The organism is Sulfitobacter mediterraneus (genome assembly GCF_003054325.1).
Lineage (GTDB): Bacteria > Pseudomonadota > Alphaproteobacteria > Rhodobacterales > Rhodobacteraceae > Sulfitobacter > Sulfitobacter mediterraneus.
Genome location: NZ_QBKU01000001.1, coordinates 485,050 through 499,497 on the forward strand (window position 1 = coordinate 485,050; position 14,448 = coordinate 499,497).

12 protein-coding genes are annotated in these 14,448 nt (G+C 56.8%); 7 read left to right on the forward strand and 5 right to left on the reverse strand.

The features are described from left to right. Positions 1–71 precede the first annotated feature (71 nt). A complete protein-coding gene (locus tag C8N31_RS02525) occupies positions 72–896 on the forward strand; it encodes an ABC transporter permease (RefSeq protein ID WP_025047375.1) in 825 nt (274 codons plus the stop codon). Between the two features lie 71 nt (positions 897–967). On the opposite strand, the gene C8N31_RS02530 is transcribed toward C8N31_RS02525, so the two are convergent. Further along, entirely contained in the window at positions 968–1,570 is a 603-nt protein-coding gene (locus C8N31_RS02530; protein ID WP_025047376.1) for an alpha-ketoglutarate-dependent dioxygenase AlkB family protein, read from the reverse strand. A 215-nt stretch (positions 1,571–1,785) separates the two neighbouring features. On the opposite strand from C8N31_RS02530, the gene dnaK reads away from it, so the two are divergent. Together dnaK and dnaJ are read left to right on the forward strand one after the other, a co-directional pair. Further along, the gene (dnaK, locus tag C8N31_RS02535) at positions 1,786–3,693 is read left to right on the forward strand and encodes a molecular chaperone DnaK (RefSeq protein WP_025047377.1); all 1,908 of its coding nucleotides are present in this window, start codon (positions 1,786–1,788) and stop codon (positions 3,691–3,693) included. Positions 3,694–3,771: 78 nt separating this feature from the next. Next, entirely contained in the window at positions 3,772–4,926 is a 1,155-nt protein-coding gene (gene dnaJ / locus C8N31_RS02540) for a molecular chaperone DnaJ (protein WP_025047378.1), read from the forward strand. Between the two features lie 76 nt (positions 4,927–5,002). Here the strand turns inward: dnaJ and C8N31_RS02545 are convergent, their stop codons facing one another. Then, complete coding sequence (locus C8N31_RS02545) at positions 5,003–5,485, reverse strand: protein tyrosine phosphatase family protein (RefSeq protein WP_025047379.1); 483 nt, start codon at positions 5,483–5,485, stop codon at positions 5,003–5,005. A gap of 142 nt (positions 5,486–5,627) precedes the next feature. On the opposite strand from C8N31_RS02545, the gene radC reads away from it, so the two are divergent. Beyond that, positions 5,628–6,347 carry a RadC family protein gene (gene radC / locus C8N31_RS02550; protein ID WP_231476706.1) on the forward strand — a complete coding sequence of 240 codons (720 nt, stop codon included), beginning with the start codon at positions 5,628–5,630 and terminating at the stop codon, positions 6,345–6,347. A 12-nt stretch (positions 6,348–6,359) separates the two neighbouring features. Here radC and C8N31_RS02555 read toward each other — a convergent pair whose 3' ends face one another. The 3 genes from C8N31_RS02555 to secA form a co-directional block, all read right to left on the reverse strand. Further along, complete coding sequence (locus tag C8N31_RS02555; protein WP_025047381.1) at positions 6,360–7,916, reverse strand: substrate-binding domain-containing protein; 1,557 nt, start codon at positions 7,914–7,916, stop codon at positions 6,360–6,362. Between the two features lie 21 nt (positions 7,917–7,937). Further along, entirely contained in the window at positions 7,938–8,945 is a 1,008-nt protein-coding gene (locus C8N31_RS02560; protein WP_025047382.1) for a hypothetical protein, read from the reverse strand. Positions 8,946–9,051: 106 nt separating this feature from the next. Continuing rightward, on the reverse strand, positions 9,052–11,742 hold the full coding sequence (gene secA / locus C8N31_RS02565) for a preprotein translocase subunit SecA (RefSeq protein ID WP_025047383.1): 2,691 nt from the start codon (positions 11,740–11,742) through the stop codon (positions 9,052–9,054). A gap of 176 nt (positions 11,743–11,918) precedes the next feature. Here secA and C8N31_RS02570 point away from each other — a divergent pair, with 176 nt between their 5' ends. Genes C8N31_RS02570 through C8N31_RS02580 form a run of 3 tightly spaced genes read left to right on the forward strand, consistent with a single transcriptional unit; the run spans position 11,919 to position 14,392 of the window. After that, positions 11,919–12,767, forward strand: coding sequence for a peptidylprolyl isomerase (locus C8N31_RS02570; protein WP_025047384.1), 849 nt, complete (start codon positions 11,919–11,921; stop codon positions 12,765–12,767). 3 nt (positions 12,768–12,770) lie between these two features. Next, positions 12,771–13,997 carry a bifunctional glutamate N-acetyltransferase/amino-acid acetyltransferase ArgJ gene (gene argJ / locus C8N31_RS02575; protein WP_025047385.1) on the forward strand — a complete coding sequence of 409 codons (1,227 nt, stop codon included), beginning with the start codon at positions 12,771–12,773 and terminating at the stop codon, positions 13,995–13,997. Next, positions 13,994–14,392 carry a (deoxy)nucleoside triphosphate pyrophosphohydrolase gene (locus C8N31_RS02580; protein WP_025047386.1) on the forward strand — a complete coding sequence of 133 codons (399 nt, stop codon included), beginning with the start codon at positions 13,994–13,996 and terminating at the stop codon, positions 14,390–14,392. The genes argJ and C8N31_RS02580 overlap by 4 nt, the downstream gene beginning before the upstream one ends. Positions 14,393–14,448 lie beyond the last annotated feature (56 nt).

A 14,448-nucleotide genomic window follows, 5' to 3' on the forward strand; every position in this document is an offset into this window, starting at 1 on the left:
TCTTATGCTGCGGGGGTAACGGAACAGCAAGAATTCCGTGCAAACATATCATGAGCAGAGGACAGCAACGCATGTTCCAGTCGACCCGCAAGCCCAAGGGCAGCTTTGCCTCGGCCATTGCCATGGCCGAACTGGTCTATCATTCGATCGTCCGCAGTGTGCGCAAGCAGCACAACAATGCCTTTGTGGCGATCTTTATCAACGTGTCACAGGCGATGATGTTTGTCGCCGCGTTCTTTATCATGTTCTCGATCCTCGGCATGCGGTCTGCTGCACTGCGTGGGGATTTCCTGCTGTATATTATGTCAGGGATCTTCCTCTATCTGACCCACACCAAATCTCTTGGCGCTGTCGCCGGGTCCGAAGGGCCAGCGAGCGCGATGATGCAGCATGCGCCGATGACCACGATCATCTCGATCACCTCTGCCGCGCTTGGCTCGCTCTATATTCAATCGCTGTCACTGTTCCTGATCCTGTTTGGCTATCATGTCGGATACAAGCCCTTGGAAATTGAACAACCGGCCGCGGCCTATGGCATGCTGTTGATTGCCTGGTTTACCGGCTGCGCGTTGGGGTTGGTTGTACTGGCGGTCAAACCCTGGTTTCCGGCGGTCACCGGTGTTTTGATGACGGTCTACCAGCGGGCCAATATGATTGCCTCGGGCAAGATGTTTGTCGCCAACACCCTGCCGGGGTTCATGCTGGCCATGTTTGACTGGAACCCGCTGTTTCACTGCATTGATCAAGCGCGGGGATATGTTTTTATCAATTACTATCCGCGCTACAGCTCTTGGGAATATCCCATCTGGGTCGGAATGGTGCTGGTGATGATTGGGCTAATGGGCGAGTTTTACACCCGCAAACACGCCTCGCTCAGCTGGAACGCACGGCGATAACAGGTGATCAACGTTGATTTTGGAGCAATGGAATTTTTAAAATTCCAGCCCAGTTTCTTTAAGGAAGTCGTCTATTCCACCACGCGCAGCGTTAGATTGATCCGGCCGCCTTTGGGCAGCAAGGTCGATGATCCATCCCGCACCCGGTCCACCCCGTGATAAATCAGCCGCGCCGCACCACCCATCACGACCACATCGCCCGATTGCAACCAAGCCGATTCTGTCTTGCCGCCGCGGGTGGTGTTGCCAATCCGGAACAGCGCATCATCGCCCAGCGAAACAGACACAACAGGCCAATCAAAACTGGCCTCATCCCGATCCTGATGCACCCCCATCCTGGCGCCCGATCCATAGTAATTGATCAAACAACACTCCGGCCGCCGCTCTAGCCCTGTCACCGCATCCCAGATCGCCAGAACCGGATCAGGAATGGCAGGCCACGCCACCCCCTGCGGGTGCTGCTCCACATAGCGATAGCCACGCCGATCACTGAACCAACCGAACCGCCCTGCCGCCGTCATCCGCACGGACATCGGCTTGCCATAGGGGGTATCGGGCCGGAAAAACGGTGCTTGCTCGGCCACCTTCCTAATCACATCCACCACCTCCCCCTGCGCAGCGGGATCAAGGAACTCTTTGTGAACATCGACCTCTCTGATCCGCAAAAGTGTCATATCGGTCCTGATCGTTACGTTCTTTGCAAAAATCCATGCAGATTCCTTCTCTGAGGTGCTTTGCAATGGTTGCAGGGTGCATTTGCGCTCCTTATATACCCTCCGAACCGCTGAAGGCAGTCCTGCTTTCAGTCTCACCACAGATCGGAGCAGAGGTGCCGAACCGGGCCTTATGCCTCGTGTCATCGCCTTGAATAAAATGAGGGATCGAAAACATGGCCAAAGTAATTGGTATTGACCTTGGAACAACCAACAGCTGCATCGCCATCATGGACGGCAGCCAGCCCCGCGTGATCGAAAACGCAGAGGGCGCACGTACAACCCCATCTATCGTCGCCTTTATGGATGACGAGCGTCTGGTGGGCCAGCCTGCAAAACGTCAGGCCGTCACCAACCCTGACAACACCATCTTTGGTGTTAAGCGCCTGATCGGCCGCCGCAACGACGACGCAGATCTTGCCAAAGACAAGAAAAACCTGCCTTTCAACGTGATTGACGGCGGCAACGGCGACGCATGGGTCGAAGCCAAGGGTGAGAAATACTCCCCTTCGCAGATCTCTGCCTTCATCCTGGGTAAGATGAAAGAAACCGCCGAAAGCTACCTCGGCGAAGAAGTGACCCAGGCGGTCATCACTGTGCCTGCGTATTTCAACGACGCCCAGCGTCAGGCGACCAAAGACGCCGGTAAAATTGCCGGCCTCGAAGTGTTGCGCATCATCAACGAACCAACAGCTGCCGCGCTGGCCTATGGTCTGGACAAAGAAAACACGCAAACCATCGCGGTCTATGACCTTGGCGGCGGTACATTCGACGTGACCATCCTCGAAATCGACGATGGCCTGTTCGAAGTGAAATCCACCAACGGTGACACATTCCTCGGCGGTGAAGACTTTGACATGCGCATCGTGAACTACCTCGCGGGTGAGTTCAAAAAAGAGCATTCCGTTGATCTGACCAAAGACAAAATGGCGCTGCAGCGTCTGAAAGAAGCTGCTGAAAAAGCCAAGATCGAGCTGTCCTCGTCCTCCCAGACCGAGATCAACCAACCGTTTATTTCCATGGGCAAAGACGGCTCGCCGCTGCACATGGTGATGAAGCTGACTCGTGCCAAACTGGAAAGCCTTGTTGGCGATCTGATCAAAGCGTCGATGAAACCCTGCGCCGCCGCCCTGAAAGATGCTGGTCTGTCCGCGTCTGACATTGATGAGGTAGTCCTCGTCGGTGGTATGACACGGATGCCAAAGGTCACTGAAGAAGTGACCAAATTCTTTGGCAAGGAGCCACACAAGGGTGTGAACCCTGATGAAGTTGTCGCCATGGGCGCGGCCATTCAGGCCGGTGTTCTGCAAGGTGACGTGAAAGACGTTGTTCTGCTGGACGTCACGCCCTTGTCCTTGGGTATCGAAACCCTTGGCGGCGTGTTCACCCGTCTGATCGACCGCAACACCACGATCCCGACGAAGAAGTCCCAGGTCTTCTCGACCGCCGAAGACAACCAGAACGCCGTGACAATCCGCGTGTTCCAGGGTGAGCGTGAAATGGCTGCGGACAACAAGATCCTCGGTGCCTTCAACCTCGAAAACATCCCGCCTGCCCCACGCGGCATGCCGCAGATCGAAGTGACCTTTGACATCGACGCCAACGGCATCGTGTCTGTGGGTGCCTTGGACAAAGGCACGATGAAAGAGCAGAAGATCACGATCCAAGCCTCTGGTGGCCTCTCCGATGATGACATCGATAAAATGGTCAAGGACGCCGAAGAGAACGCCGAAGCGGATAAGGAACGCCGCGAGCTGATCGAAGCCAAAAACCAGGCCGAAAGCCTGATCCATTCGACTGAAAAGTCTGTGGAAGAGCATTCGGACAAGGTGGATCCAACAACTGTTGAAGCCATCGAACTGGCCATTGCCGCGCTCAAAGACGAGCTGGAAACCGAAAACGTCGAGAAGATCAAATCCGGCATCCAGAACGTCACCGAAGCAGCCATGAAACTGGGCGAAGCCATCTATAAGGCCGCACAGGAAGAAGGCGAAGACGTTCCCGAAGCGGCGGACGCTGCTGGTGGCGACGATGACATCGTCGATGCCGAGTTCGAAGATCTGGACGATGACAAGCGCGCGTAAATTGATGCGCTGAACTGACGATTGGGCCGGTCCGATAGACGGGCCGGCCCTTCGCGTTCCGGAAAAAGGACTTAATCCATGGCAAAACGTGATTATTACGAGGTACTTGGCGTCGCCAAGGGGGCCTCTGCCGACGAGATTAAAAAGGGCTATCGCACCAAGGCCAAAGAACTGCACCCGGATCGCAACGCCGATAAACCGGATGCCGAAGCGCAGTTCAAAGAGGCCAACGAAGCCTACGAAGTGCTGAAAGACGCCGACAAGAAAGCAGCCTACGACCGTTATGGTCACGCCGCATTCGAAGGTGGCATGGGTGGTGGCGGCCGTCCTGGTGGCGGCTTTGGTGGCGGTCAGGGTGATTTCTCATCCGCATTTTCCGACGTATTCGACGACCTCTTTGGCGACTTTATGGGCCAACGCGGTGGCGGGGGCGGTGGACGCCGTGCCGCGCGCGGATCTGACCTGCGCTATAATCTGCGCATCTCCCTCGAAGAGGCATATTCTGGCCTGCAAAAATCTATCAACGTGCCAACCTCCGTGCCCTGTGACGGCTGCGAAGGATCAGGCGCAGAAGGCGGTGCAGAGCCGACAACCTGCCCCACATGTTCCGGCATGGGCAAGGTGCGTGCGCAACAGGGCTTCTTCACCGTTGAACGCACCTGCCCGACCTGTTCCGGAATGGGCCAAACCATCAAGAACCCCTGCAAGACCTGCCGGGGCGCAGGCCGTGTTGAAAAAGAACGGTCGCTGTCTGTGAATATCCCAGCGGGCGTCGAGACCGGCACACGCATTCGTCTCGCTGGCGAAGGCGAAGCAGGCATGCGCGGCGGCCCATCGGGCGATCTGTACATCTTTATCGAGGTGCAGGAACACGAACTGTTTGATCGCGACGGCCCAAACCTGTTCTGCCGCGTGCCAGTATCCATGAGCACGGCCGCCCTGAGCGGCACAATCGAAGTGCCCACCATTGATGGCGGTCGCGGCCGCGTATCCATCCCATCAGGCAGCCAATCTGGCCGCCAGATGCGCCTGCGCGGCAAAGGCATGCCAGCCCTGCGCGGCAAAGGTGTAGGTGACATGATCATCGAATTGGCGGTTGAGACGCCCGTGAACCTGACATCAAAGCAGAAAGAACTGCTGCGCGAGTTTGAAGAGCTGTCATCCGAGAATAACCCCGAAAGCAGCAGCTTTTTCTCAAGTGTAAAATCCTTTTGGGATTCGATGAAGGGCTGACCTATTGGTCCGGCGATTGGTCTAACGAATGTAAAAAGGGGCCACGGTCGCACACCGTGGCCTCTTTTCTTTTGGGTCAGTTGTAATCATAACCCAGATAACGGTTTGGCTTGTCCGCATCTTCTGGTTTGCCGATAAATCGCGCCCAAACCCCACCGGGCCGCCAAATGCCATCCATCAGCTTAGATGCCATGTCTACATCGCCGCCCCGCCCTTCCAAGGCAAAGCGATAGAAAAACGCTGAAACCCGCGCGTTGTAGATGCAATGCACATGTAATGGCGCATCTGGTGCCGCATCGATCGCCGCACAAAAGACCGTCCAGTCCGCTTCGGTAGGATTGGAAAAATCCACCGGGATATAAACATATTCCATGCCGAGCTGCGCAACACTTGCCGCCTCATCATCCAACGCGCCGTCATTGCTGTGCGGGCCAAGGTTGATGATCTGCACGACACCAGATTGCGCAAGCGTGCTGAGTTGCCCTTCCGTAGGCTGCCCAGACAGGCTGATCCGTGTATCCCAGCGCCGCCAGTTCAGAATGTCTTGCTCGGCTGTCATAGTCGCCTCTTTCTACGGCCTGTGTTTGCGCCGCGATCTGGCATTACACTGCAAACCCTCACGCGCTGTTAATCTTAACGCTTCTCTAACCCTCTGCGTCCAGTGTTTTCCTATGTCTGCGCTTCCTGATTCCCATCAACCCATGCTTTTTGATGAGGCCCCTGCCACTGCTCCTGTGCAGGGCAAACAACCTTCATACATTCACGATCATCGTCACCGGTTGCGGGCCCGCTTCATGGCAGGCGGCGCCGATGCCATGCCAGATTATGAGCTGCTTGAACTGGTGCTGTTTCGCGCCATTCCGCGCCGCGATGTCAAACCCGTTGCACGCGCATTGATGGACAGGTTTGGCGATTTCAATCGTGTGATCACAGCACCAGAACCCCGCTTGCGCGATATCTCCGGCGTTGGTGATGCCGTGGTCGTTGAATTGAAGATCGTGCAAGCCGCAGCACAGCGTATGGCGCGGGCCAAAGTTCTGCAAAAACACATCCTATCAAGCTGGGACGCGCTTCTGGAATACTGCCAGATCGCAATGGCCCACCGCGAGACGGAACAATTTCGCGTTCTGTATCTGGACCGCAAGAACCTGCTGATTGCGGATGAGGAGCAGGGCAAAGGTACCGTGGACCACGTGCCCGTCTATCCCCGTGAGGTCGCCAAACGCGCGTTGGAGCTGAACGCGTCCGCGCTCATCCTCGTGCACAATCACCCCTCTGGTGATCCGACCCCCTCTGCCGCGGATATCGACATGACCCATCAAATCGAGAGCGCCTGTGACGCGCTGGGGCTAACGCTGCATGATCATCTGATCATCGGAAAATCACGCGAATTGAGCCTGCGGTCCGAGGGATTCATTTAAACGGGAGGAATGCTACCTCACCCAAACTTCAACCCGGCGGTTTGCCTGCCTGCCCCATGCGGTGTCATCACAAGCCATCGGCAGTGCCTCACCAAAGGCATCAACGCCGAGATCCACCCGTTCCAGATTGGCCGTAACAGCCGCCGCGCTTACCGCCCGCGAGACAGCCTCGGCGCGGCGCAGGGCGATGTCACGGTTGGCCTTCGCTGCCCCCTGCCCATCACTAAATCCAACAAACAGAATTTGCCGCGCATCATACTTGCCCTGCTCCAGAGATCGCGCCAACTGCTGCACGTTGGAACGGGACTGCGCATCAAGCCGAATCGACCCTGCCTCAAACCGGAACGACGTCGTCAAACGCGCCATCGGGCCAAGCGTGGCGATCATGCGTTGCAGCTCTTGCAGGGAGGTTTCGGGACCAGCCACAGTGATTGCATTGGCAAACCTGTTGCCCTGATCATCCACTGGAATTTCTTCCGGCCGTTGATCTACAAATCCGGCCCTGCGGATCACATTCTGTGCTGACGGACCACGAGTAAAGGCCAAAAACTCCCGCGCGATCAACGGCAAACGCCGCGCTGGGAAATATAGGAACATCGGCGCCGTCAATGGATAGTCCTCGGTCTTGATCGTCCGCCGCGCCGCATCCAGATAGAACCCGCAGCTCCCGCTCAGGGTCAGAACCTGCGTGTTGCGCCGTTCGGCAAAGCTGGTGATGCCCAAGGCAAAACTGTCCTTTGCCACGGCTTGAGCGAGTGCACCGGGCAGTGCATGGCGGGTGATCTGTTCGGCCAGAGCGGATTTTGCAGGCACCATCACCTGATCCTCAATGGCCTGACTTAACCCGCTGGCCGAATTGGGCAAATGCAGATCAATGGGCGCGTTCGGGCCGCCCAGCTCCTGCCAGTTTGTGACCTTTCCTGCGAATACCTGCGCAAGGGTCAGTGGCGAGATATCCTTGATCGGATTGGTCGGCGCGACCACCGGCACAACCGCATCCAACGCCAGAACGCGGCTGCGGTTCGGCCCGGTCAGATCGCCCATGCCAGCCTCACGGGCATTGATCCGTTCGGTATTGCGAATTTCACGCAGGGACATGACGATGTCAGCCTCATCAGCCAGCAGATCGGCAAACCCTTCATCGGCATTGGTAGCGCGAAAACCAAACCGCGCGGCCAGTTTGCCTGTGTCTTTGCGGTGCAGCAACAGATCAAACCGCGTCGCATCCAAAGTTTCGCGGCTCACATCATAACCGCCGCGTTGGGCATAAGCCTCAATCAGGGCCGGCATCAAAACTGCGCCCATGGTCGCAGAGCCGGACAAATGCACTTCTGCAACGTAGTCTTGCAAATTCGGGCACCCCGGCCCGGCACAGTTCACACCGGAACCGTCGACTGTCAGTTCACCATATTCGGTTTGCACGCGATAAAACTCTCCGTCAAAGCCGGAGAGTGTTCCGTTCAATTCCACTTTGCCATCCCGCGAGGTCAGCGTGACGTCTTGGGCCCACAATGCGGATGCACCAAACAGAAAAAATGCGGCGAAGGCCGCCGCACATTTCAATCTCATCTTAAGACCCCTGGCGCTGCGTTACTTGGCAGCGAGTTTCAGGTCTTGCAGCAGATTATTCAACACCAGAAACCCACCAATCTCGTCGCAATCGGGGACCGGCAGTGTCAGGTTTTGTGTTTTGATGGAGTAATCGCCAAGAACTTCAAGCGACTGCGCCTCAATCTCCAACCCGCAATTGGCCTCGGTGATCTCTGCTTCGACGCTCAGGGCAATGATGCCAGAGCGACCGTTTGTATCACTGGGAAAGCTGTAGACTTCTGCCAGCAAGGGATCACCTGCGTTTGTATCACCATGCCGGGTCAGTACCCCGCCATTGCCGGTGACAGCATCGGCAATCTCGCCCGGCGCCGATTCCCACAGATGGCCCGTTTCGCCATAGCCAGCGCCAAATTCACGGGCATGGATTTGAAACCCGGTGTTGCCCTTCCATTGCAGAACCGAGCGGTCAAAATCGGCAAGATCCTCGACCATGGTTTGCGCCACAGCACCGTCACCATTGGTAAAGGCCATGATAAATACGGCATCCGTCGCCAGGGCCGGCACTGTCAGGTCCAATGTCCCGTTAAAGGTGGTTGTCTCAGTGAAAATCATGCCGTTGTGATGCACAGTCACACGCTCATTGGGCAAACAGGGCGCCTCCATGCTCAGCTTGACCATCGCCGCCGCAATCGGCTGTGCTACAGCAGAAATCGTACAAGCATCTGCGATCTCCATCGTTGGCAGGGCTGGTTCGGGCAGAACACTTTTCGGCGAAGCAACCTTGACCACCTCTGGGTCGGACTGCGGAACCTCAATTGCACTGCTAAACTCCGCTGAGGTCAGCTTGATCGCCTGCACATCGAGCAGGGAATTGGCCGGATCAGAGGCATCAATCGTTTTCACCATCGGAATGGCATTACCAGCCACGCCATAGCGTTGCTGCGCGGTATCGGTGCTTTGCATGACAAAGCCGATGGCCAGCGCGCAGGTCAATGTACCTGCCGCGGTCGCGATACCTTTTTTCTGCAAAACAAAAGTCTGCAACATGGATCCTGTTCCTTTCAACGGAATCGTTCAGGAACCTTGTCGCAAACAAAAAGGGCCGCCTTATGACCCGTTTAGGCACAGAATGTGGCGCTGCCGTGTCAGATGTTTAGCTCAGACGCCCGTGGCAATGCTTGAATTTCTTACCGGACCCACAAGGGCATAGGTCATTGCGGCCGGGATTGCCCCAAGTGGAGGGGTCATCCTCGACAAACCCATCCAGCGCGGCACTCGCTGCGGGCGTTTCCTTGGCCGCCGCATCGTTCATCGCCACCTGCCGGGCTGCCATTTCCTGCATCATCGCGTCACGCTCTTCTTCGGTCATCGGCTGAATCTGGGCCAGCTTTTGCGTGACGTCCTGACGCAAGCTATCGAGCATCGTTTCAAACAGCTGGAAGGATTCGTTTTTATATTCGTTCAATGGATCACGCTGCGCATAACCGCGGAACCCAACAACAGACCGCAGGTGTTCCAGTGTCAGCAGGTGATCACGCCACTTGCCATCAATCGCTTGCAACAACAGCTGCTTTTCGATGTTGCGCATGTTCTCTTCGCCAAAGACTTCGGCCTTTTGCGCCATCAAGCCATCGGTCGCTTCGATCAGGCGTTCGCGGATCACGTCGTCATCCACGCCTTCTTCTTCACACCAATCAACCATCGGCAGGTCCATGTTCAGCTGTTCGGCAACCGCTGTTTTGAACCCTTCGGTGTCCCATTGATCCGCATAGGTTTTGGGCGGCATGTAGGTATCGATCAGGTCATCAATCACCTGATGACGCATATCGGTGACAATCTCGTTCAGGTCTTCCGCTTCCATGATGTCGCGGCGCTGACCAAAGACGACCTTACGCTGTTCGTTCATCACATCGTCGAACTTCAACAGCTGTTTGCGGATGTCAAAGTTGCGGCCCTCGACCTTGGCCTGTGCCCGTTCCAACGATTTATTGACCCAAGGGTGAATGATCGCTTCACCTTCTTTGAGGCCAAGCGTCGTCAGCACTTTCTCAAGCCGCTCGGACCCGAAAATGCGCATCAGGTCATCTTCCAAAGACAAGAAGAACGACGTGCGCCCCGGATCACCCTGACGGCCAGACCGACCGCGCAGCTGGTTGTCGATGCGGCGGCTTTCGTGCCGTTCGGAGGCCAGAACATAAAGCCCGCCCGCTTCCAGCACCTTTTTCTTTTCGTCTGCGTGTTCCGCTTCGATCCGCGCACGCAGGGCGGCGGGATCGGCGTCTGGATCTGCATCAAGCGCCTCAAGCACCTTGAGATCAACATTGCCGCCCAGCTGGATGTCCGTACCACGGCCCGCCATGTTAGTGGCGATGGTCACTGCGCCCAGTTTACCGGCGTCCGCGATAATCTGCGCTTCCTGCTCGTGCTGGCGGGCGTTCAGAACGTTATGCGGGATGCCCGATGCGGTAAGGATCACGCTCAGCTGTTCGGATTTTTCAATCGATGTGGTCCCGACAAGGCAGGGCTGGCCCTTGGCATGCGCCTCTTTCACCTTGTCGATCATTGCCTGATATTTTTCGTTTGCCGTCCGGTAAACGGCATCATCCTCATCCACCCGCGCAATCGGCAGGTTGGTCGGGATCTCAACCACACCCAGCCCGTAAATCTCGCCAAATTCTTCGGCTTCGGTCAAGGCGGTGCCTGTCATCCCGGCCAATTTGTCATAGAGACGGAAATAGTTCTGGAACGTCACCGAGGCCAAGGTGACATTCTCTGGCTGGATAGAGGTACCTTCCTTGGCTTCGATCGCCTGATGCAAGCCATCCGACAAACGGCGGCCCTGCATCATCCGTCCGGTGAATTCGTCGATCAGCATCACCTCACCGTCGCGCACGATATAGTCACGGTCTTTCAGGAACAGCTTGTGCGCCCGCAAACCCTGATTGACGTGGTGAACAATGGTTGTGCTTTCCGGATCATAAAGGGTCTGGTCTTCTTCGAGCAGCTCATGCGCACGCAACTGCTGCTCAAGGAATTCGTTGCCCTCATCGGTAAAGGTCACGTTTTTGGTTTTCTCGTCTAGCTCGTAGTGTTCGGGCTGTAAGGACGGGATCAGCGCATCCACGGTCACATACATCTCGGACCGGTCCTGCGCCGGACCAGAAATGATCAGCGGCGTCCGGGCCTCGTCGATCAGGATACTGTCGACCTCATCCACAATTGCAAAATTATGCTGTTTTTGCAGGATCTCATCGAGGTTGGATTTCATGTTATCGCGCAGATAATCAAAACCCAGCTCATTGTTGGTGGCATAGGTGATGTCACATTCATAAGCGGCACGTTTGTCCGCCTCCGGCATTTGCGAAATCGCGGCGCCGGTGGTCATGCCAAGCGCGCCAAAAACCTTGCCCATCCAATCCGCGTCACGTTGAACCAGATATTCGTTCACGGTCACAACATGAACACCCTTTCCCGTGAGCGCGTTCAGATAGGCAGCCAAAGCGGCGGTCAGCGTTTTGCCTTCACCCGTCTTCTGCTCGGAGATGTTCCCCCCGTGCAAAAAGATCGCAGCGAGCATCTGTGTGTCAAAGGCGCGAATGCCAAGTGTCCGGCGTGCGGCCTCACGGCAGTTTGCAAAGGCTTCGGGCAGCAGATCATCAAGGCTCTCGCCATTCAGGGCGCGTTGGCGCAGATCCGCCGTCTTGTCGATCAAACCCTGATCGCTCAGCTTTTCGATCTCCGGCTCAAATGCGTTGATCTTTGCCACCAGCGGGCGCGTCGCCTTGATCTTGCGGTCGTTTGGTGTGCCAAAGACCTTTTTGGCGATTGTTCCGATACCCAGCATGTGCTCTCCAGCCGAAGTTGCAATGTCTGGCGCCGATCTGCTTGCCCAGCGCCTTGTCAGCCCATAGATAGATGGGTGAACGAGCGTCTGAACGGCGCCCATAGGGCGATGTAAGGGCCGCACCAAACGCTGTCAATGTAGCAGCCCCCCAGGAGGGGCGAACGATAGGACATTCCATGCATAAACCACGCACTTTTCTGGCATCATTGGCACTTTCTGCCTGTCTGGCCCTGCCTGCCGCCGCGCAGGACGAAGCCGGGTTGGACACCGTCGTTGCCACAGTGAACGGCACAGAGATTACTGTGGGTCACATGATCATCGCCCGTGCAACACTGCCCGAGCAGTATCAGCAGCTGCCCGATGAGATCCTTTTCAAGGGTATTCTTGACCAGTTGGTGCAACAGACCGCCCTTGCCGACACATATCAGGGTGATCTGCCGGCGCGGGTTAAACTGTCGATGGAAAACGAAAACCGTTCGCTTGTGGCGGGCGAAGTGATCGAAAATGTGATGGCTGGCCCCGTAGATGAAGACGCGCTCAAGGCTGCCTATGACGAACAATACGCCAGCGCCGAACAGGGCGATGAATACAACGCCTCTCACATTCTGGTGGAAACCGAGGAAGAGGCGCTTGCGATTAAGGCCGAACTGGATGGCGGCGCGGACTTTGCCGAGATGGCCCGCGAAAAATCCACCGGCCCCTCCGGCCCTGGCGGCGGATCGCTGGGTTGGTTCGGAAAAGGCATGATGGTGCCCAGCTTTGAGGCTGCGGTGATCGCTATGGAGCCCGGCGCAGTGTCCGAACCCGTAGAGACGCAATTTGGCTGGCATGTGATCATGCTGAACGAGACCCGCAAAACTGAGGCGCCCGCGCTCGACACCGTGCGCGAAGAGCTGGAACTGCAAATTCGCCAGACCCGCGTTCAGACCACAATCGACAGCATCACCGAAGCCGCCGATGTGGACCGCGCAGCGGCAGATGGCATTGATCCTGCAATCCTCAAAAACATTGAATGGCTTGAGTAAGATATGGCGACCATAACCTCTGTTTCACCGCTCGCGCCTGCGCAGTTCCCGAACCTGCCAGTGATTGACGGAGTGCGATTTGCAACAACGGCTGCGGGCGTTCGGTATCAAGGTCGGACAGATGTGATGCTCGCGGTCCTGGATCCCGGCACCAGCATTGCAGGGGTGTTCACCCGCTCTGCCACCCGCGCCGCGCCGGTTCTGGATTGTCAGGAGAAGATTGGCGGCGCCGCCGATGGCCCCGCCGCAATCTTGGTCAATTCAGGCAACGCCAACGCCTTTACCGGTCAGGGCGGTGTGCAAAGTGTTCTGGCAATCACAGCAGCGGTGTCTGCCAGTTGTGATGTGCCTCAGTCCCGTGTTTTTACGTCCTCAACCGGCGTAATCGGCGAGCCGCTGCCGCATGATAAAATTACGGCTGTTCTTGAGGGGCTGAACACCGGTTTGGATGCCGGCGGCATCGCTGCCGCTGCCAAGGCCATCATGACAACCGACACATTCCCTAAGGGCGCATCTGCCAGCGTGACAGAGAACGGCAAAACCGTTCAAATCGCGGGAATCGCCAAGGGATCTGGCATGATCGCGCCGGATATGGCCACGATGCTGGTCTACCTTTTTACCGATGCGCAGGTAGATCAGGCAGATCTGCAATCCATGGTGTCTGAGTTTAACGAGGTCACCTTTAATTGCATCACGGTCGATAGCGACACCTCCACCTCTGACAGCCTCATCATGGCCGCCACGGGCGCGTCAGGTGTCGATATGTCAGGCAGCGCCGCGTTCAGGGAAGCGCTGCATGGGGTCATGCTCGATCTGGCGCATCAGGTTGTCAAAGACGGCGAAGGCGCGACCAAATTTGTCGAGATTGCTGTCACCGGCGCGGCCAGTGCTGTGGATGCCAAGACCCACGCGATGGCCATCGCCAATTCACCGCTGATCAAAACCGCCATCGCAGGTGAAGACCCAAATTGGGGCCGGGTTGTGATGGCCATTGGTAAATCCGGCGCCGCAGCGGACCGCGATCTGTTGTCGATCCGCTTTGGCGATATCGAAGTGGCCAAAGATGGCTGGCGCAGCCCTGATTATTCCGAAGCAGACGCCGCTGACCACATGAAAGGCGACCACGTGCGTATTGGTGTCGATCTCGGGCTCGGCGCAGGTGCTGCAACTGTTTGGACCTGTGATCTGACCCATGGCTATATCGAGATCAACGCGGACTACCGTTCATGAAGGTTGTCCTTGTTTCGGCGGTTGCGCTGATCGACGTCGATGGACGGGTTCTGTTGGCGCAACGGCCAGAGGGCAAGTCCATGGCCGGTCTGTGGGAGTTTCCAGGCGGCAAGGTTGAGCCCGGCGAAACCCCCGAGGCGGCGCTGGTGCGCGAGCTGGAAGAGGAACTGGGTATCAACACCTGGACGTCCTGCCTTGCCCCACTGACCTTTGCCAGCCACAGCTATGATGATTTCCACTTGCTGATGCCGTTGTTTGCCTGCCGCAAATGGGAAGGCACGCCAGTGCCGCAGGAGAATCAGGCATTGAAATGGGTCCGCGCCAATGACCTGCGGAACTACCCCATGCCTGCGGCCGATATCCCGTTGATTCCGATCCTTCGAGATTGGCTTTGACCTCGATATCAGCACAATTTGGTTAAAGCCGCCTAAAACCCCGAAACAATCGACTG